The 25,916-nt window shown below is 73.1% G+C and carries 25 protein-coding genes and 1 tRNA gene; 16 read left to right on the top strand and 10 right to left on the bottom strand.

Annotation, left to right across the window (positions count from 1 at the left end; genetic code table 11):
- Positions 1–107: 107 nt before the first annotated feature.
- Positions 108–800: a hypothetical protein gene (locus tag BCL65_RS10100; RefSeq protein WP_106267840.1), complete on the bottom strand. Its 693-nt coding sequence runs from the start codon at positions 798–800 to the stop codon at positions 108–110.
- Between the two features lie 185 nt (positions 801–985).
- Between BCL65_RS10100 and eno the strand changes: the two genes are divergently transcribed.
- The 9 genes from eno (at position 986) to BCL65_RS18445 (ending at position 8,637) form a co-directional block, all read left to right on the top strand.
- The gene (gene eno / locus BCL65_RS10105) at positions 986–2,266 is read left to right on the top strand and encodes a phosphopyruvate hydratase (RefSeq protein ID WP_106267626.1); all 1,281 of its coding nucleotides are present in this window, start codon (positions 986–988) and stop codon (positions 2,264–2,266) included.
- A 132-nt stretch (positions 2,267–2,398) separates the two neighbouring features.
- The gene (locus BCL65_RS10110) at positions 2,399–3,073 is read left to right on the top strand and encodes an FtsB family cell division protein (protein ID WP_243400996.1); all 675 of its coding nucleotides are present in this window, start codon (positions 2,399–2,401) and stop codon (positions 3,071–3,073) included.
- Between the two features lie 4 nt (positions 3,074–3,077).
- Entirely contained in the window at positions 3,078–3,599 is a 522-nt protein-coding gene (locus BCL65_RS10115; RefSeq protein WP_243400995.1) for a DUF501 domain-containing protein, read from the top strand.
- A 49-nt stretch (positions 3,600–3,648) separates the two neighbouring features.
- Positions 3,649–4,602 carry a Ppx/GppA phosphatase family protein gene (locus BCL65_RS10120; protein ID WP_106267630.1) on the top strand — a complete coding sequence of 318 codons (954 nt, stop codon included), beginning with the start codon at positions 3,649–3,651 and terminating at the stop codon, positions 4,600–4,602.
- A gap of 120 nt (positions 4,603–4,722) precedes the next feature.
- Positions 4,723–5,055, top strand: a complete 333-nt coding sequence (locus BCL65_RS10125) for a PadR family transcriptional regulator (RefSeq protein ID WP_106267632.1) — start codon at positions 4,723–4,725, stop codon at positions 5,053–5,055.
- Positions 5,055–6,395 carry a hypothetical protein gene (locus BCL65_RS10130; RefSeq protein WP_106267634.1) on the top strand — a complete coding sequence of 447 codons (1,341 nt, stop codon included), beginning with the start codon at positions 5,055–5,057 and terminating at the stop codon, positions 6,393–6,395. Before BCL65_RS10125 ends, BCL65_RS10130 begins: the two co-directional genes overlap by 1 nt.
- Before the next feature lie 58 nt (positions 6,396–6,453).
- Positions 6,454–7,905: an NAD(P)/FAD-dependent oxidoreductase gene (locus BCL65_RS10135; protein WP_106267635.1), complete on the top strand. Its 1,452-nt coding sequence runs from the start codon at positions 6,454–6,456 to the stop codon at positions 7,903–7,905.
- A 120-nt stretch (positions 7,906–8,025) separates the two neighbouring features.
- Positions 8,026–8,099, top strand: a tRNA-Leu gene (locus BCL65_RS10140).
- Positions 8,100–8,259: 160 nt separating this feature from the next.
- Positions 8,260–8,637 carry a helix-turn-helix domain-containing protein gene (locus BCL65_RS18445; protein WP_106267637.1) on the top strand — a complete coding sequence of 126 codons (378 nt, stop codon included), beginning with the start codon at positions 8,260–8,262 and terminating at the stop codon, positions 8,635–8,637.
- Positions 8,638–8,927: 290 nt separating this feature from the next.
- On the opposite strand, the gene BCL65_RS10150 is transcribed toward BCL65_RS18445, so the two are convergent.
- From BCL65_RS10150 to BCL65_RS10160, 3 genes are read right to left on the bottom strand one after another with little or no spacing between them, the layout of a single operon-like run.
- Positions 8,928–9,542 carry a ClpP family protease gene (locus BCL65_RS10150; protein WP_106267638.1) on the bottom strand — a complete coding sequence of 205 codons (615 nt, stop codon included), beginning with the start codon at positions 9,540–9,542 and terminating at the stop codon, positions 8,928–8,930.
- Entirely contained in the window at positions 9,542–10,168 is a 627-nt protein-coding gene (locus BCL65_RS10155; RefSeq protein WP_106267640.1) for a ClpP family protease, read from the bottom strand. Before BCL65_RS10155 ends, BCL65_RS10150 begins: the two co-directional genes overlap by 1 nt.
- 48 nt (positions 10,169–10,216) lie before the next feature.
- Positions 10,217–11,185 carry a LysR family transcriptional regulator gene (locus BCL65_RS10160; RefSeq protein ID WP_106267642.1) on the bottom strand — a complete coding sequence of 323 codons (969 nt, stop codon included), beginning with the start codon at positions 11,183–11,185 and terminating at the stop codon, positions 10,217–10,219.
- Positions 11,186–11,257: 72 nt separating this feature from the next.
- Between BCL65_RS10160 and BCL65_RS10165 the strand changes: the two genes are divergently transcribed.
- A complete protein-coding gene (locus tag BCL65_RS10165) occupies positions 11,258–12,202 on the top strand; it encodes an EamA family transporter (protein WP_106267644.1) in 945 nt (314 codons plus the stop codon).
- On the opposite strand, the gene BCL65_RS10170 is transcribed toward BCL65_RS10165, so the two are convergent.
- Both BCL65_RS10170 and BCL65_RS10175 read right to left on the bottom strand, forming a co-directional pair.
- A complete protein-coding gene (locus BCL65_RS10170; RefSeq protein WP_106267646.1) occupies positions 12,176–12,838 on the bottom strand; it encodes a winged helix-turn-helix domain-containing protein in 663 nt (220 codons plus the stop codon). The genes BCL65_RS10165 and BCL65_RS10170 overlap by 27 nt on opposite strands.
- A 24-nt stretch (positions 12,839–12,862) precedes the next feature.
- Entirely contained in the window at positions 12,863–13,099 is a 237-nt protein-coding gene (locus BCL65_RS10175) for a hypothetical protein (RefSeq protein WP_106267648.1), read from the bottom strand.
- A 275-nt stretch (positions 13,100–13,374) separates the two neighbouring features.
- Here BCL65_RS10175 and BCL65_RS10180 point away from each other — a divergent pair, with 275 nt between their 5' ends.
- Together BCL65_RS10180 and BCL65_RS10185 are read left to right on the top strand one after the other, a co-directional pair.
- A complete protein-coding gene (locus BCL65_RS10180; protein WP_106267650.1) occupies positions 13,375–16,740 on the top strand; it encodes an efflux RND transporter permease subunit in 3,366 nt (1,121 codons plus the stop codon).
- Between the two features lie 161 nt (positions 16,741–16,901).
- The gene (locus BCL65_RS10185) at positions 16,902–17,726 is read left to right on the top strand and encodes a Bax inhibitor-1/YccA family protein (RefSeq protein WP_106267652.1); all 825 of its coding nucleotides are present in this window, start codon (positions 16,902–16,904) and stop codon (positions 17,724–17,726) included.
- Positions 17,727–17,909: 183 nt separating this feature from the next.
- On the opposite strand, the gene BCL65_RS10190 is transcribed toward BCL65_RS10185, so the two are convergent.
- The 3 genes from BCL65_RS10190 to BCL65_RS10200 all read right to left on the bottom strand — a co-directional run bounded on the left by BCL65_RS10190 (position 17,910) and on the right by BCL65_RS10200 (position 21,391).
- Positions 17,910–18,506, bottom strand: coding sequence for a TetR-like C-terminal domain-containing protein (locus tag BCL65_RS10190; RefSeq protein ID WP_106267843.1), 597 nt, complete (start codon positions 18,504–18,506; stop codon positions 17,910–17,912).
- Positions 18,499–19,374 (bottom strand): alpha/beta fold hydrolase, encoded by an 876-nt coding sequence (locus BCL65_RS10195; protein ID WP_106267654.1) that lies wholly within the window; start codon positions 19,372–19,374, stop codon positions 18,499–18,501. The genes BCL65_RS10190 and BCL65_RS10195 overlap by 8 nt, the downstream gene beginning before the upstream one ends.
- A 100-nt stretch (positions 19,375–19,474) precedes the next feature.
- Positions 19,475–21,391, bottom strand: a complete 1,917-nt coding sequence (locus BCL65_RS10200) for a glycoside hydrolase family 15 protein (RefSeq protein WP_106267656.1) — start codon at positions 21,389–21,391, stop codon at positions 19,475–19,477.
- Between the two features lie 165 nt (positions 21,392–21,556).
- On the opposite strand from BCL65_RS10200, the gene BCL65_RS10205 reads away from it, so the two are divergent.
- The 3 genes from BCL65_RS10205 (at position 21,557) to BCL65_RS10215 (ending at position 23,855) form a co-directional block, all read left to right on the top strand.
- A complete protein-coding gene (locus tag BCL65_RS10205) occupies positions 21,557–21,985 on the top strand; it encodes a YciI family protein (RefSeq protein WP_106267658.1) in 429 nt (142 codons plus the stop codon).
- Between the two features lie 74 nt (positions 21,986–22,059).
- A complete protein-coding gene (locus BCL65_RS10210) occupies positions 22,060–22,482 on the top strand; it encodes a YciI family protein (protein WP_207767702.1) in 423 nt (140 codons plus the stop codon).
- A gap of 125 nt (positions 22,483–22,607) precedes the next feature.
- Positions 22,608–23,855 (top strand): RNA polymerase sigma factor, encoded by a 1,248-nt coding sequence (locus tag BCL65_RS10215; RefSeq protein WP_243401006.1) that lies wholly within the window; start codon positions 22,608–22,610, stop codon positions 23,853–23,855.
- Here BCL65_RS10215 and BCL65_RS10220 read toward each other — a convergent pair.
- Positions 23,847–24,890, bottom strand: a complete 1,044-nt coding sequence (locus BCL65_RS10220) for a DMT family transporter (protein WP_106267660.1) — start codon at positions 24,888–24,890, stop codon at positions 23,847–23,849. The two genes, BCL65_RS10215 and BCL65_RS10220, sit on opposite strands and share 9 nt — an antisense overlap.
- Before the next feature lie 82 nt (positions 24,891–24,972).
- On the opposite strand from BCL65_RS10220, the gene BCL65_RS10225 reads away from it, so the two are divergent.
- Complete coding sequence (locus BCL65_RS10225; protein WP_106267662.1) at positions 24,973–25,878, top strand: LysR family transcriptional regulator; 906 nt, start codon at positions 24,973–24,975, stop codon at positions 25,876–25,878.
- Positions 25,879–25,916: the final 38 nt, after the last annotated feature.

Here is a 25,916-nt window from a genome sequence, read left to right on the forward strand (position 1 = left end):
GCCTGGACGCCCGCAACCTAGGTGCCGGACCTGGTGCGTTCCTGCCGCGGACCTGTGAACAGGCTGTGAAGTCGCAGTTCACGAGCCTCCGCGCCACTCCCTCGGCGTCAGGTGGCCGCGTCGCGGCCGGACGCCGGCCCCAGCATGCCGGCGATGCGCTGCTCGATCGCGTCGGTGGCGGCGTCCGGGAGGACGAGGATCCCCTCGAGCTCCTTGGTGGCCCGGCGGTACGCCGACTGGCGCTCCGCGTGGCTCGCCCCGGGGTCGTCGGCCAGTGCCAGGAGCTTCTTCGCCCGGTCGAGCGCCCGGCGCTCGTCGGCGGTGAAGTCGGAGGCGAGCCGGCGCTTAGCCTCGCGCTCCGCGATGTCGAAGGTGAGCTGGTACTCGCGGACCGCCGCGCGGTAGCGCTCGAGACGGCGGCGGTCACGCAGCTCTTCCGGGTCGTCGGGGCGCAGGCTGTCGGCGTCGCGCCGCGCCCGGTGGAAGTCGACGGTGACCTGTTCCCGCATGTCCGTCATCACGGGGAACTCGAGGCTCTTGACGGCGTCCAGCTCGTACTCGAGCCAGCGCTCGTTCGTCCGGTCGTGCTCGGCGGTGGTGCGCTCGATCTCGCTCGTGAGGGCTTCCTCGGCCTGGGCGGTGGCGAGCTGGTCGGCGTGCTTGAGCCGGTAGAGCTCGATCTTGTCGCGGCGCCGGCGCTCGTCCCACTTCTGGGCGCCCTTGGCCCATCCACCGACGATGCCGCTCAGTGGAAAGACCAGCCACCAGTAGGAGCCGAGGAAGTCCCAGAAGCCGTCCACCGCCATCACGATAGTGGGTCGCTGCCCGGGGCCGTCGCCCACCACGTGGGCGCGGGCGCACCGGCTCCTGGACGGGGCTACGCTGGGGGCGTCAACCCACCATCGTCGCGGGCGTCGGCGGCCCCGGGCACCCATATGCCTGAGCCGGGCCGCGGCGGCCCGCGTGCCCTCTCAAAGGAGCATCCGTGGCAAGCATCGAAGCCGTTGGCGCGCGCGAGATCCTGGACTCTCGCGGCAACCCCACCGTGGAGGTCGAGATCGCCCTCGACGACGGGACGTTCGCGCGTGCCGGCGTTCCGTCGGGCGCCTCCACGGGCGCCTTCGAGGCCGTCGAGCGCCGGGACGGCGACTCCGGCCGTTACCTGGGCAAGGGCGTCGAGGGCGCGGTCAACGCCGTCATCGACGACATCGCCCCCGAGCTGATCGGCTACGACGCCGAGGAGCAGCGCCTCATCGACCAGACGCTGATCGAGCTCGACGGCACCCCGAACAAGGCGAAGCTGGGCGCGAACGCGATCCTGGGCGTCTCCCTCGCGGTGGCCAAGGCCGCCGCGAAGAGCGCCGGCCTGGACCTGTTCCGCTACGTGGGCGGCCCGAACGCGCACGTCCTGCCCGTGCCGATGATGAACATCCTCAACGGCGGGTCCCACGCGGACTCGAACGTGGACATCCAGGAGTTCATGATCGCGCCGATCGGTGCCGACTCCTTCAAGGAGGCCCTGCGCACCGGCGCGGAGGTCTACCACGCGCTGAAGTCGGTGCTCAAGAGCGAGGGGCTGGCCACCGGTCTCGGTGACGAGGGCGGGTTCGCCCCGAACCTGTCGAGCAACCGCGCGGCGCTCGACCTCATCATCACGGCGATCGAGAAGGCCGGCTTCACCCCGGGCTCCGACGTCGCGCTGGCGCTGGACGTCGCCGCGACCGAGTTCTTCTCGGACGGCTCGTACCAGTGGGAGGGCGGCGCCAAGACGCCCGACGAGATGATCTCGTTCTACGAGGGCCTCGTCGCCGACTACCCGCTGGTCTCCATCGAGGACCCGCTGTCCGAGGACGAGTGGGACTCCTGGTCCGGGCTCGTCGCGAAGGTCGGCGACAAGGTGCAGATCGTGGGCGACGACCTGTTCGTCACCAACCCGGAGCGCCTGGCCAAGGGCATCGAGACCAAGGCCGCGAACTCGCTGCTGGTGAAGCTGAACCAGATCGGCACGCTCACCGAGACGCTCGACGCCGTCACGCTCGCGCAGCGCAACGGCTTCACGACGATGACCTCGCACCGCTCCGGCGAGACCGAGGACACCACCATCGCGGACCTGTCCGTGGCCACCAACGCCGGTCAGATCAAGACCGGCGCGCCGGCTCGTGGCGAGCGCATCAACAAGTACAACCAGCTCCTGCGCATCGAGGACGCCCTCGACGACGCCGGCCGGTACGCCGGTCGCTCGGCGTTCCCGCGCTTCCAGGGCTGAGACGCTCGGCCTGACGGCCCGACGGCGGCCGGTCACCTCCCGCGGGAGGTGACCGGCCGTCGTCGTCCCCGGCGCGGTGGCGCGCCGACGGCGGTCGTGCGCCGCCGTCGCAGGGTTGGGCACAATCGAGGGGTGCCCTCCCGACGTCCCGCCGCCCCACGATCTCGCCGACCCGCTTCCCGGCCGGGGGCCCGGACGACGGCGCGCCCGGCCGCCTCCACGGGGCGCTCCCGGGCGACGGGCGCGAGCAAGGCCGCTCCGCAGCAGGGGAAGAGCGGGCGCCGCCCGGCCGGACCGGCGCGGGACGACCGGCGGCGCAGCCGGCTCGGGCTGGTGCTGCCCGAGGTCCTCACCGTCCGGTTGCTGGTGCTGTCGGTGGTGGTGCTGCTGGCCTTCGTGCTGCTGCTGCCGACGGTGCGCGGCGCCGTCCAGCAGCGCGCCGAGATCGACCGGCTGCAGGCGGAGCTCGCCGCCCACGAGTCGGAGCGCGCGGAGCTGGAGGACGAGCTCGGCCGCTGGGACGACCGCTCCTACGTGGTGGAGCAGGCGCGCACCCGACTGAACTACGTGATGCCGGGCGACACTGTGTGGCGGGTCGTCGACGCGGACGAGGTGGCCGACGGCGGCACCCCGGCGGAGGGCGACGCGCCGACGGAGCCGGCCCGGCCCGCCGGGCCGGCCGGTGCGCCGTGGTACCAGGCGATGTGGGAGTCGGTCCAGGTGACCGACGCCCGCGCCACGACGGTCGATGGTGACGAGGACGACGGTACGGACGTGGAGCCGGGTGGCGCGGACGGGGGAGAATGACCAGGTGACCTCGCAGCCTCCGGTTCCCGCCGACGACCCGACCGCCGTGACCGCCCGCGACCTCGAGGTGCTCGCCGAGCAGCTCGGCCGTGCGCCGCGCGGGGTGGTGGGCATCGCCGCGCGCTGCGTGTGCGGCCGTCCCCTGGTGGTGCGGACCGCGCCGCGGCTGCCCGACGGCACGCCGTTCCCGACGACGTACTACCTGACGCACCCCGGCGCCGTCGCCGCGGCCTCCCGGCTCGAGGCCGACGGTGTCATGCGGGAGATGTCGCAGCGGCTGACCGAGGACGACGAGCTCGCGGCGGCGTACCGGCGGGCGCACGAGCACTACCTCGCCCGGCGCGAGGAGCTGGGCCACGTCGAGGAGGTCGCGGGGATCTCGGCCGGCGGCATGCCCACGCGCGTCAAGTGCCTCCACGTGCTGATGGGGCACGCGCTGGCGGCGGGCCCGGGCGTGAACCCGCTGGGTGACGAGGCCCTGGAGCGGGTGCGCGACCAGTGGCGTCCGGACCGGTGCTCGTGCTGACGGCTCCGCGCGGGCACGTGTCGGTCCGGGATGAGAGGGTGCGGTCGTGATGAGCAGCAGCACCCGTGTCGCCGCCGTGGACTGCGGCACCAACTCGATCCGCCTACTGGTCGCCGACGTCTCCGACGACGGCACCCTCACCGAGCTCGACCGGCGCATGGAGATCGTGCGGCTCGGCCAGGGCGTGGACCGCACCGGAGAGCTCGCGCCTGAAGCGCTCGAGCGCACGCTGGCGGCCTCTCGGGAGTACGCGAAGGTCGCTGCGGAGATGGGCGCGACCCGCGTGCGGTTCGTGGCCACCTCGGCCACCCGGGACGCGCGCAACCGTGCCGACTTCGCCGCCGGCGTGCGAGCCGCGCTGGGCGTGGACCCCGAGGTGGTCTCGGGCGAGGAGGAGGCCCTGCTCTCCTTCCGGGGCGCCACGAGCGGCTCGGCGAGCGAGCACCCCGGCCCCTACCTCGTGGTGGACCTCGGCGGCGGCTCGACGGAGCTCGTGCTGGGGTCGACGACGCCGGACGCGGCCGTCTCGATGGACGTCGGCTCCGTGCGGCTCACCGAGCGCCACCTGCACTCCGACCCGCCCGCGGCCGCGGAGATCTCCCGGGCCCGCGCGGACGTGACGTCCGCGCTCGACGCGGCCTCCGCCGTCGTCCCGCTCGGGCGGACGGCCACGCTGGTCGGTCTGGCCGGATCCGTGACGTCGGTGACGGCGCACGCCCTGGGGCTCACCAGCTACCGGCGCGAGACCATCAACGGCGCCGTGCTGAGCGTGGACGACGTGCTCGCCGCCTGCGAGGACCTGCTCGGCCGCACGCGCGAGGAGCGGCTGGCCCTCGGGTTCATGCACCCGGGCCGCGCGGACGTCATCGGCGCCGGTGCGCTGGTGTGGTCGCAGGTGGTGACGCGGGTCCGCGACGAGGTCGCGGCGTCGGGCGGCGCGCTGACGCACGTGGTGACCTCCGAGAGCGACATCCTGGACGGGATCGCCCTCTCCCTGGCCTGATCCTCTCCTGGCGCTGTCCTGGCCCGGTCCTGGACCGCCGGCCTCACCGGGCGTGTCGCCGGGTCGGTAGTGCGCATCGCGCAGTAGTGTCGTCCGCACAGGACCTGACCGGGAGGGACCGTGGACACCACACAGCTGCTCAAGGGAGTGCTCGACGCCGCCGTGCTCGCCGTCGTCGAGGCGGAGGACGGCTACGGGTACGACGTCGTGCGCCGGCTGCGCTCGCAAGGCCTCGACGACGTGGGGGACGCGTCGGTGTACGGCACGCTCCGGCGCCTGTACGCGGACGGGGCGCTGACCAGCTACGTCGTGCCCTCCGCGAGCGGGCCGCACCGCAAGTACTACGGCATCACCGCCCACGGGCGGCAGGTGCTCGCGATCCAGCGCAAGGAATGGCAGGAGTTCGCCGTCACCGTCGGCGGAGTCCTCGGGACCAGGAACGAGGCCGCGTGATGACCACCGACGACACCACCACGACCGCCGCCCCCGGCGCGATGCTCGCCGCGCACGTGCGCGGGTACGCCCAGGCCGTCCGGCTGCACCTGGCCGACCTCGGGCCCGAGGTCACCGAGGACCTCACCGGGGGCCTCGAGTCCGACCTCACCGAGGCGCTCGCCGACGCCGCCCCGGTCGCGACGAGGGCCGGCGAGCCGCAGGACGACGTCGTGCTCGACCTCACCGCGTACTTCGGCACCGCGGAGGGGTATGCGACCGAGCTGCGCAGCGCTGCGGGTTTGCCGCCCGCGGGGCCGCCGGGCCGACGGCGTTCCGGGCTGCGGGACGAGGCTGCCGCGTGGTGGTCGGGACAGCGGGAGCAGTGGACCGGACTCCTCGAGCCCGTCGCCTCGACACGGCAGTGGGGCACCGTGCGCGATGTCGCCAGGGACCTGCGACCGGTGTGGTGGCTCGCGCGGGGCTGGCTGGTCGGGATGCTGGTGATCGCCTGGTTCGGCCAGGACTACGTGGGGTTGCTTCCGACGAGTGGACCGGTCGGCCTCGTGCCGACGGACCAGACGCAGCTCGTGGTGCTGGCGGTGGGTGCGTTCGTCAGCTTCCAGTGGGGGCGCGGCCGGTGGTTGCCGACCGGGTGGAGGTTGCCGGTGGCCGTCGCGACGAGCGCGCTGGCGATCCTCCTGCTGCCGGCTGCGCTCGGCGAGACCAAGACGCAGATCCTGTACGGGGCGCTCGACAACGACGGTGGCTTCGCCGCCGGCTACCAGGCAGGGCAGGACGATGCGCGATCGACGGCACAGGCAGTCTCCTACGGCGGCGCTCCGGGGGACGACGGCGTCTGGGTCGACGGCATGCAGGTCTCCAACCTCTTCGCGTTCGACGCGAACGGTGACCCGATCAAGGACGTCCAGCTCTACGACGACCGCGGCCGGCCCGTGCGGACCGTGACCGAGAGCAGGGCCACCGATGTCTGGGAGGTGCCCCAGACCGAGGGGCCCTGGTACTTCCGGCCCGCCACGGCCACCGACGGACGGGAGCGCTGGAACGTCTACCCGCTGCGCGCGCTGCCCGAGACGGGCGTCGAGTGGGGAGCCGACGGCATGGCACCTGTCGTCGGCGTCCAGCCCCAGACGATGCCGTGGCCCTTCCTCAAGGCGCCCGTGTCGATCGAGCCCGACGACGGGACCGCACCGGAGCCGACGCCGTCGCAGGAGCCCTCGCAACCGTCGGACGACGACGCGTCGCGGGACGGCGAACCCTCGGAGGCTCCGGCGTCGGGCACCACTGACCTGCCCCGACCTGGCCCGACGGCGGTGATCGACGCGAGCCGGCAGCCCTGACGTCCCCTGTGGCGGAGCCCGCGCGCGAGTGGTCCGCGGGCGGTCGTAGACTGGATCCATGCCTCAGAACGTTCTGTCGACGGACACCCATGCCCAGGACGCGCCCGCGCCCACCCCGCGTCCGCGCAAGGTCCCGCGCATCGTCGTGCTCGGCGGTGGATCCGTCGGGCTCTACGTGGCGCGCCGCCTGCGCAAGAAGCTCGGGAAGCGAGAGGCGGCGATCGTCGTCGTCGACCCGCGGCCGTACATGACGTACGCGCCGTTCCTGCCCGAGGCGGGGGCCGGCTCGATCGACGCCCGCGACGTCGTCGCCCCCCATCGCATCGCGCTCAAGGGCGTCGACGTGCTGCAGGGCAAGGTCTCCCAGATCTCCCACGGCGACCGCAAGATCACGATCCACCCGGAGTCGGGCCCGGACTACGAGGTCTCCTACGACCAGCTCGTCCTCGGGCTCGGCTCGGTCTCGCGCACGCTGCCCATCCCGGGCCTGGCCGAGAACGCCATCGGGTTCAAGAACGTGGAGGAGGCCATCGCGGTCCGCAACCACGTGCTGAACCGCATGGACGTCGCGTCCTCGACCTGGGACGCCGACCTGCGTCGCAAGATGCTGACCTTCACGTTCGTCGGCGGTGGCTTCGCCGGGATCGAGGCCCTGGCCGAGATCGAGGACATGGCGCGGTACGCGACGCGGAACTACCCGACGATCGAGGCCGAGGACCTGCGCTTCGTGATGATCGAGGGCGCCGGCCGCATCCTGCCCGAGGTCTCCGAGCCGATGGGCGAGTGGGCGCTCGAGGAGATGAAGAAGCGCGGCATCGAATTCCACCTCAACACGTTCCTCAGCTCGTGCGAGGACGGCCACGTGGTGACCTCCACCGGCGTCGAGTTCGACACCGAGACGATCGTGTGGACGGCGGGCGTCAAGGCGAACCCGGTCATCAAGGAGAGCTCGGACCTCCCGGTGGACAAGATGGGCCGCGTCACCGTCAAGGCGACGCTGCAGGTCGAGGACGAGAACGGCGAGGTAGTGCCCGGGGCCTGGGCCGCCGGCGACTGCGCCGCCGTGCCGGACCTGCTGAACCCGGGCAGCTTCTGCCCGCCGAACGCCCAGCACGCCATCCGCGAGGCCACCCAGCTCGCCGACAACATCGTCGCGCAGCTCCAGGGGACCGAGCCCGTGGAGTACAAGCACAAGAGCGTCGGCGTGGTCGCCTCGCTCGGCCTGTACAAGGGCGTCGCGGAGCTCTTCGGCTTCGTCAAGCTCAAGGGCCCGCTGGCGTGGCTCGCGCACCGTGGCTACCACGTGATGGCGATGCCGACCGGCAACCGCAAGCTCCGCATCCTCATCGGGTGGATCGGCCAGTTCCTCATGGGTCGCGAGATCGTCTCGCTCGGTTCGCTGCACGACCCGCGTGACGAGTTCCGCAAGGCGTCGGTGCCGCCGAAGCCCCAGAACGAGAAGGTCGAGCAGAAGGCCGAGGCGTCGGCGGCGCGGGCCGAGAAGGGCTGACGCCCTGGCGTGACCCGGCCGGGCGGCTTCGTTCGGCACGTCCTGTCCCGTTCGGTACCTTGAGCTGCCGAACGGGACAGGATGTGCCGAACGTGGCCGCCCGCTCCTGTCTCCGGCGTCGCCCCCGTAGCCCAACTGGCAGAGGCAGCCGGCTTAAACCCGGTCCAGTCCCGGTTCGAACCCGGGCGGGGGCACCCTTCGCGATGCCGGCGCGTCGCGGCCCCCGGACGGCGGCACGCGGCCCCCGACGGCGGTACGTGGCCGGGCGGGCGCCCTTCTGCCCGTAGCAGAACGGCGCCGCGAGGCGGTGGTCCGTCCGGTGCGGCCGCCCCGACCACGGGTAACTTCAGACGTATGAGCGACGAGACGTACCCACCGCGCGAACCTCTGCTGCGGAGCCTCGTCGGCGCGATCCTGCGCCGCGCCCGGCTGCGGCAGGGACGCACGCTGGCCGAGGTCGCAGCGGCGGCCCGGATGTCCACCGCGTACCTGTCGGAGGTGGAGCGTGGACGCAAGGAGGCGTCGTCGGAGGTGCTGGCGTCGGTCTGCGGCGCGCTGGGGATAGGTCTGGTCGACCTCGTCGGCGACGCGCACCTCACCTTGGCCACCGTGGAAGCCCAGCGCGGCGAGGCCCGCGTGCTGAAGAACATCGGCGAGCGGGGCGTCGCCGTCGGTCCGGCGGCCGGTGCCGGACCGGTCGTCACGACCGACGCCGTCCTCCTCGCCGCCTGAGCGGGCACGCGCCGGAGCCGACCCGGAGCCCGCTACCTGGTCCTGCCGGGGCCGAGCCTCAGCAGGGCCGCAGCGCTGTCGTGCGGTCGGGACCTGGGGTGCGCGGATCGAGGGTGCCCGGTCGGCGTGACCCCGTCACGCTCAGCGTCCGGCGATCACGCCTGGCGTGAATCTCACGCCAGGCGTGATCTGCGCGCGCGCTGCGGTGCCGAATCACGCCAGACGTGCACGTCCGCAATTGACCATCGGCTCCGCCCGCCTCACGCAGCGAGACCTCACGCAGCGAGCCCTCACGCAGCGAGCCCGCGGGCGGCGAGCTTGCGGGAGGTGACGACGGCGTCGGCGACGCCGTACTCGACGGCCTCGGCCGCGGTGAGGATCAGGTCGCGGTCGGTGTCCCGGCGCAGCTGGGACGCCGGCCGGCCGGTGTGCCGGGCCAGGAGCGTCTCCGTCTCGTCCCGCAGGCGCTGGATCTCGCGCGCCTGGATGGCCAGGTCGGAGACGGTGCCCTGGCTCTGACCGGACGGCTGGTGCAGCAGCACGCGGGAGTGCTCGAGCACCGAACGCCTGCCCGGGGTGCCGGCGGCGAGCAGCACGGCCGCCGCCGACGCCGCCTGCCCCATGCAGGTGGTGGCCACGTCGCAGCGCACGAACTGCATCGTGTCGTAGATCGCCGTCATGGCCGTGGCGGAGCCGCCGGGGGAGTTGATGTACAGGTCGATCCCCGTGTCGGGGGACTCGGACTCGAGGTGCAGCAGCTGCGCCATCACGACGTTCGCGACGCCGTCGTCGACCTCGGTGCCGAGGAAGATGATGCGGTCGCGCAGCAGGCGGCTGAACACGTCGGAGGCGCGTTCGCCGAGCGGGGTGCGCTCCACGACGCTGGGAATCGTGTAGCTGCTCATCACAGACCCACCTTCCGGCCGGGCGCCGTCGGGCGGACGTCGTCCACCGACTCGACGACGCGGTCGACGAACCCGTACTCGACGGCCTCGGCCGCGGTGAACCAGCGGTCGCGGTCGGCGTCCTCGGTGATCTGGGCGAGGGTGCGGCCGGTGTGCTGCGCGGTGAGCTCGGCCATGACCCGCTTGGTGTGCTCGAGGTTCTCGGCCTGGATGGCGATGTCGATGGCCGTCCCGCCGATGCCGGCCGACGGCTGGTGCATGAGCACCCGGGTGTGCGGCAGGGCGTAGCGCTTGCCGGCCGTGCCCGCGGTGAGCAGGAACTGGCCCATGCTGGCGGCGAACCCGACGCCGACGGTGACGACGTCGTTGGGCAGCAGCCGCATGGTGTCGTACACGCCGAGGCCGGCGGACACGGAGCCGCCGGGGGAGTTGATGAACAGGGCGATGTCGGCCGCGGCGTCCTCGGCGGACAGCAGCAGGAGCTGCGCGCAGACGCGGGTGGCGACGGCGTCGTCGATCTCGGTGCCGATGACGACGATGCGTTGGTGCAGCAGGCGTGTGGCCAGCTGGTCGTCGAACGGTGCGGGGGGCGTGGGCGTCTCCGAGCGGAGCGTGGTGATCGTCATGGCCCCACCGTGCGCCGTCGCGGTCGGTGGGGGAACGATCCTCTGCCGTCAGCGCATCCGCTCCTGGCAGATCGCCGTGCCACCGGCGCGGTCGGCCGGGTCCGCCGGGTCGGCGTGGTGGCGGCGCGCGGTGGCTGCGGCCGCGCGGACGACGGCGTCGAGCACCTGACGCACGGCGCGCCGTCGCGCGCGGTCCGGCCGCAGCACGGCCGAGACGTGCCGGTCGGCCGGGATGCCGGTGAGCGGGCGCAGCGTGAGCCGGTCGCCCACCGGCGTGGTGAAGCGGGGGAGGATCGCCAGCCGGTCGCCGGCGGCCACCAGCGCCTCGACGAGCCGGTTGTCCGTGAGGCGTTGCCGGACGTCGAGACGCGTACCGGTGGCCCGCTCGATGCTCTGCAGCACGGTGTCGAAGGGGTAGCCGGGCGGCACCCCGATCCACTCGGCCCCGGTCACGTCGGACACGTCGACCGATGCCCGCGCCGCGAGCGGGTGGGCGGGGGACATCGCGACGTCGAGGGGTTCGACGGCGACGGGCACGACGACGAGCCCGTCCGTCCGCGCCGGTCGCGGGCTCGTGAAGCTGTGCGCGACGACGATGTCGTGGTCGGCCGCCAGGGCACCGAACTCGGCCTCGGCCACGTCGGCGTCGGTGTAGCGCAGCTCGACGCCGGTGCCGGCCATCGCCCGCTCGACGTCGGGGAGCAGGAACGTGGCGGCGCTCGGCAAAGCCGCGAGGGTGACCGTGCCGACCGGTTCGTCGCGGAACGCGTCCCAGCGTGCCTGCACCTCGGCGAGCGCCGTGGCGACGTCGACCGCGCCGTCGGCCAGCAGCCGCCCGGCGTCGGTGAGCCGGACGCCCCGGCCGGCGGGCTCGACGAGCGCGACACCCAGCTCACGCTGCGCGGTGCGGAGCTGCTGCGAGACGGCCGACGGCGTGCGGTGCGTCGCCGCGGCGACGGCGGAGATGCTGCCGCGGTCGGCCAGCTCGCGGAGGAGCTCGAGGTGCCGGACGTCCATGTAGGCAGCCTACCGAATAGCGGTAGAACATTTCGCTTGTTCTTCATGGTGCTCCGGCCGGACGATGACCGCATGCCGTTCCGACACCGCCTCCTCGCCGCCTCCGTGGCCGTCATGTGGGGGTTGAACTTCCTGGCCATCGATGCGTCGCTCGGTCACTTCCCGCCGATGTTCCTCGTGGCCCTGCGGTTCGCGGTGATCGCCGTCCCGACGATCTTCCTGGTACCGCGGCCGCAGGTGCCCGTCCGGTGGCTGGTCGGCTACGGCGTCGGGTTCGGGATCCTGCAGTTCACGTTCCTCTACTGGGGGATGGCCGTCGGGATGCCCGCCGGGCTGGCGTCGCTGGTGCTGCAGGCGTCCGGACCGTTCACGGTGGTGCTCGGGGCGACCTTCCTGCGAGAACGGGTCGGCTCGCGTCAGGTGGCCGGCATCCTGGTCGCCGTCGCCGGACTGACCGTGGTCGGCTGGCAGCAGGCGCAGACGGCGGCGCTCCTGCCGTTCCTGCTGACCCTCGCCGGTGCGCTGGGCTGGGCGATCGGCAACATCTCGAACCGGCAGGCCCGGCCGCAGAACCCGCTGCACCTGACGCTGTGGATGTCGGTGGTGCCGCCCGTGCCGATGCTGGCGGTCGCGCTGGTGGTCGAGGGGCCGGCCGAGATCGTCGGGTCCCTGACGTCTTTCGACGACCCCGGTGCCGTCGGCGCGCTGGTCGGGCTCGCCTACACGGTGGTGGTGGGCACGGTGCTGGGCTCCGGCATCTGGACCTGGCTCATGGCACGCCACCCCGCGGGGGTGGTGGCGCCCTACTCGATGCTGGTCCCGGTCGTGGGCATGGCGGCGGCGTGGGTCGTCCTCGGGGAGGCGGTCAGCGTCCCGGAGCTGGGCGGCGCGGCTCTCGTGGTGGCCGGGGTCCTGTGGGGCGGGGCGCGGCGCCGGGCGCGTGCCGAGGAGCCGTCCGGCTCCGGCGGTGCGGCCCGCGGGCGCGGCTCCTCAGGGCTGGTCGTCGCGCGACGCTGACGGCCGGTCGCGGCGGCGCACGGCGTCCACCATCGGGAACGCGTTGAAGTGGACCTGGACCGGGACGGCACCGGGCACGTCCTCCTGGTCCCGCAGCGGGGCCAGCTGCTCGTCGAGGACGGCACTCACGGCGTCGATCACGCGGGCGAGCTGCTCGGGAGTGGCGAAGAGGTTCGCGGTGCTGAGCGTGACGGCGTCCTGCCAGTCGGCGAAACCCGGAGCGTCGAGCTCGCTGTCACCGATCGCGTCGAGCAGCTGCCAGATCTTCTGCTGGCGGTTGCGCTCGAACTCGGCGTTCACCAGCGACTTGGTGGTCCGCAGGCCGGCGTCGTCATGGTCCTCCGGGCCGATCGAGAAGCCGCCGGGGGAGGCCTCCCACCAGCGTTCACGGGCCGTGCCTCGGCCCTCGACCTCCCGGACGAAGTCGTGCTTGGCGAGCTGACGCAGGTGGTAGCTGGTCGACCCGCTCGACTCGCCCACCATCTCGGCCAGCCCGCTGGCGGTGAGGGCGCCGTGGACCTGCAGCAGGTCGAGGATCCGGACGCGCAGCGGGTGCGACAGCCCCCGCAGCCGGGTCGCGCTCAGCTGGTCGGGTCGCCGGGACGGTGCGGCCGGGCGCTCCGGGGTCTCGCTCATGCCCATGACGGTACAGCGAGGCGGTCAGCGCAGTCCCAGCGGGTTGACCTGCGCAGCGTTGTCGCGCATGTGCTCGCCCGCGCGACGGCGGGCCTCGGCGGCGCGGCAGGCGCCGGTGCGCTCGGGGCGCCGGGTGGGCGAGGTCCGGGCCATGCGGGTTCCGAGCGCGACCAGCCCGCGACCCAGTCGGTCGACGAGACCGTCCAGCAGGCGGTGGTGGTGGCGATCGGTGGCGGTAGGGGCGGTGATGGCGAGCAGCATGTCGGACTCCCGGTGACGGCGGACGACTCTTCGACGTGGTACCAACATAGCGTTGCAAAGAGGCCTTTGCAACGGGATCTTTGGATTCGTCTCAGACGAGTGTGCGGACGCGGTGAAATCTGCGGGGCGGGCCCCGCAATCGTACAAATGTTCGAACAGGTCGTCCAGGGTTCATCCGCCCGTGACCCGGCGGGAACTCCACCGGCGTAGGCTCCGTTGAGCAGCCGTACGATGCCGCCGTCGTGCACCTCCCCGTCGCTTCCCCTGGAGTGTGTGTGTTCCGCCTTGCCCGCTTGTCCCTGGCCAACCGTGCCGTCGTGGCGCTCGCCACGATCGCGATCTTCGCCTTCGGTGCGCTGAGCCTGACCTCGCTGAAGCAGGAGCTCATCCCGTCGCTCGAGTTCCCGGCCGGGGCGGTCGTCGCCGTGTACCCGGGGGCGTCGCCGGAGGTCGTGGAGCAGAACGTCACGGAGCCGCTCGAGGCCGCCGCGCAGACGGTCGAGGGCATCGAGTCGATCAGCTCCTCGGCGTCCACGGGCATGTCGATGACCACGGTCGAGTTCGCCTACGGCACGGACATGGACGCCGCCACGCAGCGCCTCACCACCGCCGTCACGCGGACCCAGTCGCAGCTCCCGGAGGACGTCGAGCCGCAGGTCATCACCGGCTCGCTCGACGACCTGCCCGTCATCCAGCTCGCCGCGGCGGGGGCCGACGACGTCGCCGCCCTCGCGGACGAGATCGACACCGTCCTGGTGCCCGAGCTGGAGCGGATCGACGACGTGCGCTCGGTGGCGGTCACCGGCGGCCAGGCCGACCAGGTGCTCATCGAGGTCGACCCCGCCGAGCTCGCGGAGGACGGGCTCGAGCTGACCCAGGTGACCGACGTCCTCGCGGACTACGGCGTGGTGGTGCCGGCGGGCACCGTCACCGAGGACGGCGCCACCTACTCGCTGCAGGCCGGCACCCGCGTGGAGAGCGTCGAGGACCTCGAGGAGATCCCGCTGGTCCCGTCGGCCACCGGGGCCGGCGCCGGTGCCGCCGGCCCCGACGCCGCAGCAGGTGCCGGAGCAGCCGACGACGGCGCCACCGCGCCCGGCGACGCGGCGGACGTGCCGCCGTCGGGCACAGGGGGCCAGCCGGGTGCCGACGGCGGGGCGACCGTCCCCGGCCAGGACGAGCTGCTGCCGGACGCCAACGCGCCGCCCGAGGTGCCGGAGCCCGTGCTCCTCGGCGACGTCGCCGAGATCACGGTCGCCCCCACCGAGGCGACCTCCTTCTCCCGTCTGGACGGCGAGCCGTCGCTCGGCATCGCGATCACCAAGACCCCGCAGGGCAACACCGTCGACGTCTCGCACGCGGTGCAGGACGTCATCGACGACAACGCCGCCGAGCTCGAGGACGCCGGCATCAGCACCGCCGTCGTGTTCGACCAGGCGCCCTTCATCGAGGAGTCGATCGAGGGCCTGGCCACCGAGGGCGGTCTGGGCCTGATCTTCGCGATCCTCATCATCCTGGTGTTCCTGCTGTCGGTGCGCTCGACGCTGGTCTCGGCCGTCTCGATCCCGCTGTCCCTGGCCACGGCGTTCCTCGTCATGGACCTGACCGGGTACACGCTCAACATCCTCACGCTCGCCGCGCTGACCATCTCCATCGGCCGCGTGGTCGACGACGCGATCGTCGTCATCGAGAACATCAAGCGGCACCTGTCCTACGGCGAGGACAAGAAGCAGGCGATCCTCACCGCCGTCGGAGAGGTCGCCGGGGCGATCTCCGCCTCCACGATCTGCACCGTCGCGGTGTTCCTGCCCCTGGGGCTCGTCGCCGGCATGACGGGCGAGCTGTTCCGGCCGTTCGCGTTCACCGTCGCCATCGCGATGCTCGCCTCGCTGCTCGTGGCGCTGACCATCGTGCCGGTGCTCGCGTACTGGTTCGTCAAGGCGCCGCGGGGGACCGAGGGTGCCACGGACGGCGGGGCCTCGATCCGGGAGGCCGCCGAGGCCAAGGAGCGCCGCGGGCTCTGGCAGCGCGCGTACGTGCCGAGCCTCGCGGCGTCGCTGCGGCACCCGTGGATCTCGGTGGTGATCGCCGTCGGCATCCTCGCCGGCACGCTCGCCCTCGTCCCGCGCCTGGAGACCAACTTCATCGGGGACTCGGGCCAGGACACCGTCTCGGTCACCCAGACGTTCACCGACACCGCGTCGCTCGAGGCGCAGGACGACGCCGCACGTGACATGGAGGAGGCGCTCGGCGAGGTCGAGGGCATCGAGACCGTCCAGACCTCGGTGGGCGCCGGCGACGCCGGCGAGGCCGCGTTCTTCGGCGGCGGCTCGACGCCGACCGCCACCTTCTCGATCACGCTCGACGAGGCGGCCGACCCCCTCGCCGTCCAGGACGACGTCCGCGAGGCGGCCGAGTCGCTGGCGGGGGAGGGCCCGACGACGGAGGTCAGCGTGGCCGGGGGTGACTCCGGCTTCGGCTCCACCACCATCGACCTGGTGGTGCGCGCCAACGAGACCGACGACCTCGCAACGGCCGCCGAGGCGGCCCAGGAGGCGGTGTCCGGGCTCGACGGCGTCGCGGAGGTCACGAACGACCTCTCCGCCGCGCAGCCCGTCCTGCAGGTCACCGTGGACCGGGAGGCCGCCGCCGAGGCGGGCCTCACGGAGACGCAGGTGGCCGGCATCGTCTCGGGCACGATGAACCCGGAGCAGACCGTCGGCGAGGTGGACCTCGGCGAGGGTCCCGTGGACGCCGTCGTCGTCTCCGGCGAGGCGCCGCAGTCGGTCGAGGAGGTCGAGGAGATCGAGATCCCGACCGCCACCGGCATGGTGCCGCTGACGGACGTGGCCGCGGTCGAAGAGGTGGAGACGCCGAGCTCGATCAGCCGCGTCGACGGCGAGCGCTCGGCCACCGTGTCGATCACCCCGGAGAGCCAGGACCTCGGCACGCTGAGCACCGACGTGGCCACCGCCGTCGACGGGCTCGACCTGCCGCCGGGCGCCACCGTCGAGGTCGGCGGCGTCGCGGCGGACCAGGAGGAGGCCTTCGCCGACCTCGGGCTGGCGCTGCTGGCCGCGATCGCGATCGTCTACCTGATCATGGTCGCGACGTTCAAGTCGCTCGTGCAGCCGCTCATCCTGCTCGTCTCCGTGCCGCTGTCCGCGACCGGTGCGCTCGTCGCGCTGCTCGCCACCGACACCCCGCTCGGGGTGCCGGCGCTCATCGGTGTGCTGATGCTCGTGGGCATCGTGGTGTCGAACGCCATCGTGCTCATCGACCTCATCAACCAGTACCGGCTGCGCGGCCGGTCGCTGGACGAGGCGGTGCGCGAGGGGGCACGCAAGCGACTGCGTCCGATCGTCATGACGGCGCTGGCGACCATCGGTGCGCTGACCCCGATGGCCGTCGGTCTCACCGGCGGCGGGGCCTTCATCTCCCAGCCGCTCGCTCTCGTGGTGATCGGCGGGCTCGTCTCGTCCACCCTGCTGACGCTGCTCATCGTCCCGGTGCTGTACGTGCTGGTCGAGGGGCGCAAGGACCGCAAGGAGGCCCGGCGCGAGCGGCGGGCCGCGAAGCGGGAGACGAAGCGGGTCGAGAAGAAGGACCGGGAGGCCGCCGCGCAGGCCGCCCGGGGCTGACCAGCCAGGACCGGAGACGGTCCCGGACACGTCACAGATCGGCCGGGAACCTGTCGGCCGGGTCGCGCGTTGCCTAGGATGATGGCCACGGCCAGCGACCCGGCCCTGTCCGCGCGACGACCCGTCGTCGGGCACCCGGCAGCCGCGACCAGGAGGAGCTCATGAGCAACCCCGTCTTCTCGAACAGCGCCGTCTTCGGCGAGCCCCGCCGGGGCGCCGGAGGCACCGCGACGGCACCGGCCGGCCAGGCCGGTCGCTTCGGCGCGCAGGCCGCCGACGCCGCGTCGCTGCAGAACATGTACAACGCGCCGTCGGCCACGCCGGTCGACACGAAGCGCCTGACCTACACCGACGTCATCATGAAGACGGCCGGGCTGCTCTCGCTGCTCGTGGTGGTCGCGGCGGTGAGCTGGTCGCTCACCGAGACCATCCCGTCGCTGTGGATCATCGGCATGGTCGTGGGCCTGGTGCTCGGACTGGTCAACGCCTTCAAGAAGAACCCGAGCCCGCTGCTCATCACGCTGTACACGGTGGCGCAGGGCCTGTTCCTCGGCGGGATCTCGCGGTACTACGAGTCCTGGAACGACGGCGTGGTCCTGCAGGCGGTCCTCGCGACGCTGTCCGTCTTCGCCGTCGCGCTGGCGCTGTTCAGCTCCGGCAAGGTGCGGGTGACGCCCAAGTTCACGCGCTTCCTGCTGATCGGCATGATCGGCTACCTGGTCTTCTCCCTCGTCAACGTCGTCCTGGTGTGGACCGGCGTGCTCGAGGGCTGGGGCATGCGCGGTGGCACGCTGGGCATCATCGTCGGCCTCTTCGCCGTGGTGCTGGCGTCCATGTCGCTCATCGTCGACTTCGACTCCATCAAGCGCGGTGTCGAGCAGGGCGTCCCGGCCAAGTTCGCCTGGTCGGCGGCCTTCGGCCTGCTGGTCACCCTCATCTGGCTCTACCTGGAGATCCTGCGTCTCCTCGCGATCTTCCGCGAGTGACGCACCTCCCGGCGCGGTAGCACGCGCCCGCTCGACCGAGACGACGGCCGGCCACCCGATCCCGGGTGGCCGGCCGTCGTCGTCCGCCGAGGTAGTGCCAGCCCTGCCGAGGTAGTGCCAGGCCCGGCGAGGTAGTAGTGGAACAGCCGAGGTAGCGCCGGGCGCCGCGAGGTAGTTGCGCGCTCAGCCGGGCTCGCGGCGAGCGAGCGCGGCGATACCGGCGACGAGCATGTCCACCAGGGCGTCGAAGCTGCGGTCCACGTCCTGCGGCGCGCGGAACCCTCCGCCCAGCTCGAGGGTCACGAAGCCGTGCACGGCGGACCGGACGGCCCGCACGGCGTCGACCACGCACTCCTCGGGCAGGTCGAAGCCGCGCAGCGTCGCGACCGCGACGGCGACGCTCTCGGCGGCGGCGTCGCGGTGGGCGGCGTGCGCCGGGTCGTCCGGGTCGGGCCCCGTCTGGGCGGCGGCGTACCGGCCGGGGTGGACGCGGGCGTAGCCGCGCCACGCGTGCGCCATGGCGCGCACGGCGTCGGGCCCCGACAGCCCGACCGTCGCGCGCGAGGTGGCGCCCGCGAGCTCGCCGACCGCGCGGACGGACACCTCGCGGCGCAGCTCGGCCAGCGAGCCGACGTGCTTGTAGAGGCTGGGGGTCGCGACCCCCGCCCGGGCGGCGACCCGGGCGAGGGTGAGGTCGGCGAACCCGCCCGTACCGCCGTCGTCGACCACCCCCAGCGCGAGGCCGACGACGGCCTCGCGCGACAGCCCGGCCCTAGGCACGGGGGTCACCGGTGGCCGTGGGGAGCTCGGCGAGGAACTCGAGCACCGCCGGGACCACGACGTCGGGAGTCTGGTGCTGCGGGTAGTGACCGGCCTCGGGGACGAGGACGGCGTGCCGTGCCGGTGTGCCGAGCGCGCCCTGCACCCAGGCGAGCTCCGCCGCCGGGTCGCTGAAGTCGGGGTCGAGGTCTCCGACGACGGCGAGCGCGGGCGCCTGGATCTCGGCCAGGCGGCGTTCGACCACGCTGTGGTCGAGCGCCAGGGCCAGGTGCCGGAACGAGCGCAGGTGGGCGCCGTCGGACATCGCGGCGCGGACCTGCGCGACGTGCTCGGCGTGCCGGGGTGACCGCCGCCCCTTGCTGATCATCGAGTAGTAGCCGGCCCAGACGGCGGCGCCCCACGGGCGGGCGAACAGCACGCGATAGGCCGCGTGCAGGAGCCGCTGCTTGCCGGGCGAGGCGGTCTCGCGCAGGAACGGGCTGAGCAGCACGAGCCCCCGGACGAGGTCGGGCCGTTCGGCGGCTGCCCAGGCCGCGGCGGACGCGCCCATCGAGTTGCCCATGAGGACGGCGGGGCCCGCGTCGAGGTGCTCGACGAGCGCCAGGAGGTCGGAGCCGGTGGCGTCGTCGCCGTGCCGGGTGAAGGTGGTGTCCGAGTCGCCGTGGCCGCGCAGGTCCGTCACGACGACCCGCCACCCGGCCTGGACCAGCGCCGGGGTGACGTCGTCGTAGGTGGATCTCAGGTCGCCCATGCCGGGGACGGCGACGAGGACCGGGCGATCGGCGTCGTCGGGGGAGGTGTCGGTGTAGGCGAGGCGGCCCTCGGGGCGCTGGAGGGAGCGGTGCGGGACGTGCCGGCTTGTGCTCATAGCCAATAAGCTACGCCTATTAGCCAAAAAGTGCAAGAGCGCCGGCCGCACCACCCACCGACAGGTCGGGGATGCGGCCGGAGCGGTGGCCGGAGCCTGCTCAGGAGCCCCGCGGCGTGCGGAACGAGCGGTGGTCCGTGGGCTCCTCCTCGGCCCGGATCACGTGCATGACCGCGTTGATCAGCGCCAGGTGGGTGAACGCCTGCGGGAAGTTGCCCAGGTGCCGCCCCGTGCGCGGGTCGATCTCCTCGGCGTACAGGTTCAGCGAGGACGCGAACGACAGCAGCCGCTCGCACAGCGTCCGCGCCCGGTCGATCTCGCCGATCTCGCACAGGGCGCTGACGAGCCAGAACGAGCAGATGGTGAACGTGCCCTCCTCGCCCTGCAGGCCGTCGTCGGTCTCCTCGGTCCGGTAGCGCAGCACGAGGCCCTCCTCGGTGAGCTCGTCCGCGATGGCCAGCACCGTGGCGCGCACGCGCTCGTCGTCCGGCGGGAGGAACCGCAGCAGCGGCACCAGCAGCAGCGAGGCGTCCAGGGCGTCGTCGCCGTACCGCTGGGTGAACACCCCGCGGTCGTCGACGCCCTTCGTGCAGATGTCGGCGTGGATCTCGTCGGCCAGCTTCTGCCACTGCTCGGCGAAGTCGGGCTCGTCGTAGAGACGGGCGAGGCGCGCGCCACGGTCGAGCGCCACCCAGCACATGAGCTTGGAGGAGGTGAAGTGCTGCGGCTCGCCACGCACCTCCCAGATGCCGCGGTCCGGCAGGTGCCAGTGCTTGGCGGCCTCCTCCACCTGGCGCTTGAGCACGGGCCACAGCGCCTCCGGCAGCTGCTCACGGTTGCGCGTGTGCAGGTACACCGAGTCGAGGACGGCGCCCCAGACGTCGTGCTGGCGCTGGTTGTAGGCCGCGTTGCCGATCCGCACCGGCCGAGCGCCCTCGTAGCCGCTGAGGTGGGTCAGCGCCTGCTCGGTGAGCCGTTCCTCCCCGCCCACGCCGTACATGATCTGCAGCTGCTTGTTGTCGTGGCAGGCGTCCTGGATGAACGCGAAGAAGTCGTTGGCCTCCCGGTCCAGACCGAGGGTGTACAGGCCCCACAGCGCGAAGGTCGAGTCCCGGATCCAGGCGTACCGGTAGTCCCAGTTGCGCTCGCCGCCGGGGGTCTCGGGCAGCGACGTGGTCGCGGCCGCCAGCAGGGCGCCCGACGGCGCATAGGTCAGTCCCTTGAGCGTCAGCGCGGAGCGCTGCAGGAAGATGCGCCACGGGTGGTCGGGGAACGAGCCCTGCGTGATCCAGTCACGCCAGAACTGCTCGGTGCGCCACATCTTGTCGATGGCCTCGTCCCAGGACGTGGGCGCCGGCAGCGGGGACCAGGCCAGGGCCACGAAGTGCGTCTCGCCCTCGCTCATCCGGGTGCGGGCCTGCGCGCGCTGGCCCTCGAGCCCGAAGCGGAGGCTGGAGCTGAGCCGCAGGTCCGGGTTCTTGCCACCCATCTGGGCGATGACCGACGAGTAGCCGTCGTCCAGGTAGTCCCAGTCCGGCTCCCCCCGGGCGTAGTCCGGCTTCGGCGAGCAGACCACCTCCAGGTCGACGGTGCCGGAGACGCACTTCACGGTGCGCAGCAGCACGTGCTCGGCGTCGTGGTCGGTCGGCGTCCGGCGGTGGGTCTGCGAGCGCTCGTCGAGGTTGTGCCACGGTCCCATCACCATCGCGTCGCGGACCACCAGCCAGCCGGTCGACGTCTGCCACGTGGTCTCGAGGATGAGGGTGCCCGGCAGGTAGCGCCGCGCCACCGGGACGCGGGCGCCGTGCGGGCCCACGCGGAACATCCCTGCTCCGCGGTCGAGGATCGCGGAGAAGACGCTGGGGGAGTCGGGGCGGGGCAGGCACAGCCACTCGATCGCGCCGCTGGGCGCGACCAGGGCGTTGGTCTCGCAGTCGGACAGGAACGCGTACTCCGCGATGGAGGGGAAGGTGCTGCGACCGTCGGTCCGCGGGGTCGGCTGGGCATCGAGCGTCATGGGACCAGACTGCGCTGGGTCGGGGTCCCGGCGCCAGTTCGTGCGCCGGTGGGCCCGGAAGTTTCACACACTTGTGACGTGACGTGTCGATCCTGGGGTTTCCCGTTCGACCTGGGGGTGAGAAGGTCCCAGACGGGGGCCACCGCATCACGGGAGATGAGACGAATGGCCAAGTACATGCTGATCATGCGCAGCACCGACGAGTCGGCGGCGGCGTTCGCCGACTCGGGCATCGACTTCGACGAGATGCTCGCCACGATGGGGCGCTTCAACGAGGAGATGATCGAGGCCGGTGTGCTGGTCGCCGCCGAAGGGCTCGAGGAGGCCGACAAGGGCGTCGTCGTCGACTACTCCACGGAGGAGCCGACGGTCACCGACGGGCCGTACGGCGAGACCAAGGAGCTGTTCAACGGCTACTGGATCCTCGACGTCCCCACCATCGACGACGCCGTCGGATGGGCGAAGAAGGCGCCGCTGGCCGGCCCCGGCATGAAGTCCGAGATCCGCCGCATCCCGTCCATCGACGAGTTCCCGGCGGACAACGAGTGGATCCGCCGCGAGCGCGCCTGGCGCGAGCGCACCGGGCAGCTCTGAGCGTCCGGCGCACCACGACATCACGACACACCACGACACCCCCACACACCAACCCGGACGACGAGGACGAGACCATGCCGAAGTACATGCTGATCATGCGCGGGACCGACGAAGGCCAGGCCGACTACGAGGAGATGGACTTCACCGAGGTCATCGCCGCGATGGGTCGCTACAACGAGTCCCTGATGGACGCCGGGGTGCTCACCGCCGGCGAGGGGCTCTCCGACGCGTCCGAGGGCGCCGTCGTCGACTTCTCCACCGACACCCCCGTGGTGACGGACGGACCCTACGGTGAGACCAAGGAGCTGTTCAACGGGTTCTGGATCCTCGACGTCGCGTCGCGGGAGGAAGCGGTCGAGTGGGCCAAGCGCGCGCCGCTCAGCGGACCGGGCACCAAGCTCGAGGTGCGGCGCATCAACGGGGTCGAGGACTTCCCGGCCGACAACGAGTGGATCCAGAAGGAGAAGGAGTGGCGCAAGGAGCTCGGGACCGAGTGAGCGCCCGGCACGGCGTGCCCGACGGCGGCAGCCCGGCACCAGCACCGGCACCAGCACCGGCGCCCGGCGACGGGTCCCCGGAGGATCCCGACGTCGGGCGCCGGGCCGTCGAGGCGACCTGGCGGATCGAGTCGGCGCGGATCGTCGGTGCCCTGGCCCGCTACACCGGCGAGCTCGCGCTGGCCGAGGACGTGGCGTCCGAGGCCGTCGCCGAGGCCCTCGTGAGCTGGCCGCGTGACGGGGTGCCCCGTGACCCGACGGCCTGGCTGCTGGCCACCGGGCGGCGGCGGGCCATCGACGCGTTCCGTCGTCGGGCCGGCCGCGACGTGCGGTACGCGGCGTTCGCCCGGGACCTGGGCGAGGGCGGGGCGCACGCGGGGGCCACGCCGTCCGACGTCGACGAGCCCGACCTGCTGTGGGACCCGGACCGGATCGACGACGACCGCCTCGCGCTGATCTTCACCTCGTGCCACCCGGTGCTGTCCAAGGAGGCGCGGGTCGCCCTGACGCTGCGCGTGGTCGGCGGGCTGACGAGCGAGGAGATCGCGCGGGCCTTCCTCGTGCCGACCCCGACGGTGCAGGCGCGCATCACCCGGGCGAAGAAGCAGCTCGGCGCGGCCCGTGTCCCGTTCGAGGTGCCGGCGGCCTCCGAACGGCCCGCGCGTCTCGGCTCGGTGCTGAACGTGCTGTACGTGATCTTCTCCGAGGGCTCGTCGGCGTCGGGTGGCGGCGACTGGATCCGGACGGACCTCGCGCGCGAGGCGATCCGGCTGGCCCGCGTCCTGTCGCGCCTGATGCCCGAGGAGCCGGAGGCGGCCGGGCTGCTCGCCCTGCTCGAGCTGACGGCCGCCCGGTTCCCGGCGCGCACCGGTCCGGACGGCGAGCCGATCCTCCTGGCGGACCAGGACCGGCGGCGGTGGGACGCCTCGGCGATCCGGCGCGGCCGGGCGGCGCTGGCACGCGCCGAGGCGGCCGGCCGTGGCCTGGGCCCGTACGCGCTGCAGGCCGCCATCGCCGAGCAGCACGACGTCGCGGCGTCGGTGGACGCCACGGACTGGGCGCGGATCGTCCGGTTGTACGAGGCGCTCGGCCGCGTGGCACCGTCGCCCGTGGTGGACCTCAACCGGGCCGTAGCGGTGTCGATGGCATCGGGGCCGCAGGCCGCGCTCGAGGTCGTGGACTCCCTGGCCGGGTCCGGCGCGCTGGCGGGCTCCTACCTGCTGCCGAGCGTGCGGGGCGAGCTGCTGTCCCGCCTGGGACGTCGCGCCGAGGCCCGCGCCGAGCTGGAGCTGGCGGCGCAGCGGTGCGGCAACGAGCGCGAGCGCGGCGTGCTGGGGGCCAAGGCCGCCGCGCTCGCCGAGCCGTCAGGCTGAGGGCACCGCGCCGGCGGGAGGCCGACGGCGGCGCGGGGGCAGCGTGGCCACCGCGACCCCGGCGAGGGCCAGGACCCCACCGAGCAACGCCGCCGGGGCGGGCACCTCGGCCAGGAGCGTCCAGGACAGCAGGACGACGACGGCGGGCACCGCGTAGGTCGTGGCCGCGGTGCGCCCCGCGCTCGCCCGGGTGAGCACGTACCCCCACGTGCTGAAGGCGATGGCGGTGGGGAAGACCCCGAGGTAGACGATGCCGAGCACGGTCGCCGACGACGCCACGGACAGCTGGTCCACCAGGCCGGGCAGGAACGGCAGCGAGGCCACGGTGCCGGCCAGGCAGCCCAGCCACGTCATGGTGAGGGCGTCCACGTGGGGGAGCAGGCGCTTCTGGAGGGTGGCGGCGCCGGCGTACAGCACGGCGGAGACCAGGCCCAGCACGACGCCGACGGCGTCGAACCGGCCCGAGGAGGTGGCGGCGGCGATGACGACGACGCCGGCGAACGCGACCGCGATCCCGACGAGCAGCCGACGGGGGAACCCCTCGCCGAGGAGCAGCCCGGCGAGGACGGCGACGAGCATCGGCGCGATGTTCACCAGCAGCGCGGTGGTGCCGGCGTCCAGGTGCTGCTCGGCGGCGTTGAGCGTGAGGTTGTAGGCGCCGAACCAGGCCACGCCCCAGACCAGCACGAGAGCCAGGACGCGGCCGCGCGGGACGGCCGAGCGCCGCGGCCCGGCAGGGCTCGCCGCTGCGGACGGGGCGCCGACCGGGGTGCCGGTCGGGGTGCCGGTCGGGCGTGCCGCGCGGTCGCGCCGTCGGGTCCGTACGACGAGGAGCATCACCGTCAGCGTGGCGCTCCCCACGACGACGCGGCCCAGGGTCAGCGGACCGGGGTCGACGTCGTGCCCGACGGCGCGGATCGCCACGAAGGCGGAGGCCCACAGCAGCACGGTCGCCGTCATGGCAGCAGCCGTGAGGCGTCCGGCGCGGGAGGTGGCGTGCCCCGGTGGGGCTGCTGCCGTGCTGATGGTCGTCATGCGGTGATCTTCCCCCCGAGCGATTGTTCAGCACCAGTCCTGATCTCTACCGCACCGTTCAGTGCCGCTGTACGGTGGGGAGATGCTGGACGTCCACCGCCTGCGCATCTTCCGCTCCGTCGTGGCGAGCGGCTCCGTCGCCGCGGCCGCCGCCAACCTGGGCTACACGCCGTCGGCCGTGAGCCAGCACGTCACCGCGCTCCAGCGCGAGACCGGCCTGCAGCTCCTCGCCCGGCACGGCCGCGGGGTGAGGCCCACCGCGGCCGGCGAGGCGCTCGCCGCGCAGGCCGACGGGGTGCTCGCACGGCTCGGCGAGGCCGAGTCGTTCGTCGCGGACCTCCGCTCCGGCCGTACCGGCCGGATGTCCGTCGCGTACTTCGCCTCGGTGGGGGCCGCCTGGCTGCCGCACGTGGTCAGCACGCTCACCGAGCGGTTCCCCGGGCTGCGGCTCGAGCTCGAGCTGCGCGAGGACGTCCCCGCCGACCCGGCACGACGGGCCGACCTGCAGGTGGTCGTCGCGCCGCGCAGCTACGACCCCGGGGTGGGCGCCGCGGCCCACCACCTGCTCGACGACCCCTACGTCGCCGTCGTGCCCGCCGGCCACCCGTTCGCCGACCGCGACGAGGTCGAGCTCGCCGAGCTGGCCGACGAGGCGTGGATCGACAACGACTTCGCCCGCGGCTGGTGCCGCCGCAACCTCCTCGAGGCGTGCCGTGCGGCCGGGTTCAGCCCGGCGTTCCGCGTCGAGGCCCACGACTACCCGACCGCCCTCGCGTTCGTCGCCGCCGGGATCGGCATCACCGTGCTCCCTGCGCTCGGCGCCGTGCACCTGCCGCCCGGCACGGTCGGCGTCCCCGCCGTGCGCCCCACGCCCTCGCGGACCATCTACGCGGTGGTGCAGGACGCCGTCGCGCACACCCCGCCGGTCCGGGCCGCCGTGGAGAGCTTGCGCGAGGTCGCCGCCGCGCCGGTCCGCGACCCCGCGTAGGCTTGACGCGCACTGCCGCCGGGAGACACGACCCGCGG

The organism is Isoptericola halotolerans (genome assembly GCF_003003075.1).
Lineage (GTDB): Bacteria > Actinomycetota > Actinomycetes > Actinomycetales > Cellulomonadaceae > Isoptericola > Isoptericola halotolerans_A.

Excerpts from the sequence above, each read along its gene's own strand:
- BCL65_RS10120 (WP_106267630.1), top strand. The coding sequence starts at position 3,649 with ATGAGCAGCAGCACCCGTGTCGCCGCCGTGGACTGCGGCACCAACTCG.
- BCL65_RS10130 (WP_106267634.1), top strand. The coding sequence starts at position 5,055 with ATGACCACCGACGACACCACCACGACCGCCGCCCCCGGCGCGATGCTC.
- BCL65_RS10135 (WP_106267635.1), top strand. The coding sequence starts at position 6,454 with ATGCCTCAGAACGTTCTGTCGACGGACACCCATGCCCAGGACGCGCCC.
- BCL65_RS18445 (WP_106267637.1), top strand. The coding sequence starts at position 8,260 with ATGAGCGACGAGACGTACCCACCGCGCGAACCTCTGCTGCGGAGCCTC.
- BCL65_RS10150 (WP_106267638.1), bottom strand. The coding sequence starts at position 9,542 with ATGAGCAGCTACACGATTCCCAGCGTCGTGGAGCGCACCCCGCTCGGC.
- BCL65_RS10155 (WP_106267640.1), bottom strand. The coding sequence starts at position 10,168 with ATGACGATCACCACGCTCCGCTCGGAGACGCCCACGCCCCCCGCACCG.
- BCL65_RS10160 (WP_106267642.1), bottom strand. The coding sequence starts at position 11,185 with ATGGACGTCCGGCACCTCGAGCTCCTCCGCGAGCTGGCCGACCGCGGC.
- BCL65_RS10165 (WP_106267644.1), top strand. The coding sequence starts at position 11,258 with ATGCCGTTCCGACACCGCCTCCTCGCCGCCTCCGTGGCCGTCATGTGG.
- BCL65_RS10170 (WP_106267646.1), bottom strand. The coding sequence starts at position 12,838 with ATGAGCGAGACCCCGGAGCGCCCGGCCGCACCGTCCCGGCGACCCGAC.
- BCL65_RS10175 (WP_106267648.1), bottom strand. The coding sequence starts at position 13,099 with ATGCTGCTCGCCATCACCGCCCCTACCGCCACCGATCGCCACCACCAC.
- BCL65_RS10185 (WP_106267652.1), top strand. The coding sequence starts at position 16,902 with ATGAGCAACCCCGTCTTCTCGAACAGCGCCGTCTTCGGCGAGCCCCGC.
- BCL65_RS10195 (WP_106267654.1), bottom strand. The coding sequence starts at position 19,374 with ATGAGCACAAGCCGGCACGTCCCGCACCGCTCCCTCCAGCGCCCCGAG.
- BCL65_RS10200 (WP_106267656.1), bottom strand. The coding sequence starts at position 21,391 with ATGACGCTCGATGCCCAGCCGACCCCGCGGACCGACGGTCGCAGCACC.
- BCL65_RS10205 (WP_106267658.1), top strand. The coding sequence starts at position 21,557 with ATGGCCAAGTACATGCTGATCATGCGCAGCACCGACGAGTCGGCGGCG.
- BCL65_RS10210 (WP_207767702.1), top strand. The coding sequence starts at position 22,060 with ATGCCGAAGTACATGCTGATCATGCGCGGGACCGACGAAGGCCAGGCC.
- BCL65_RS10220 (WP_106267660.1), bottom strand. The coding sequence starts at position 24,890 with ATGACGACCATCAGCACGGCAGCAGCCCCACCGGGGCACGCCACCTCC.
- BCL65_RS10225 (WP_106267662.1), top strand. The coding sequence starts at position 24,973 with ATGCTGGACGTCCACCGCCTGCGCATCTTCCGCTCCGTCGTGGCGAGC.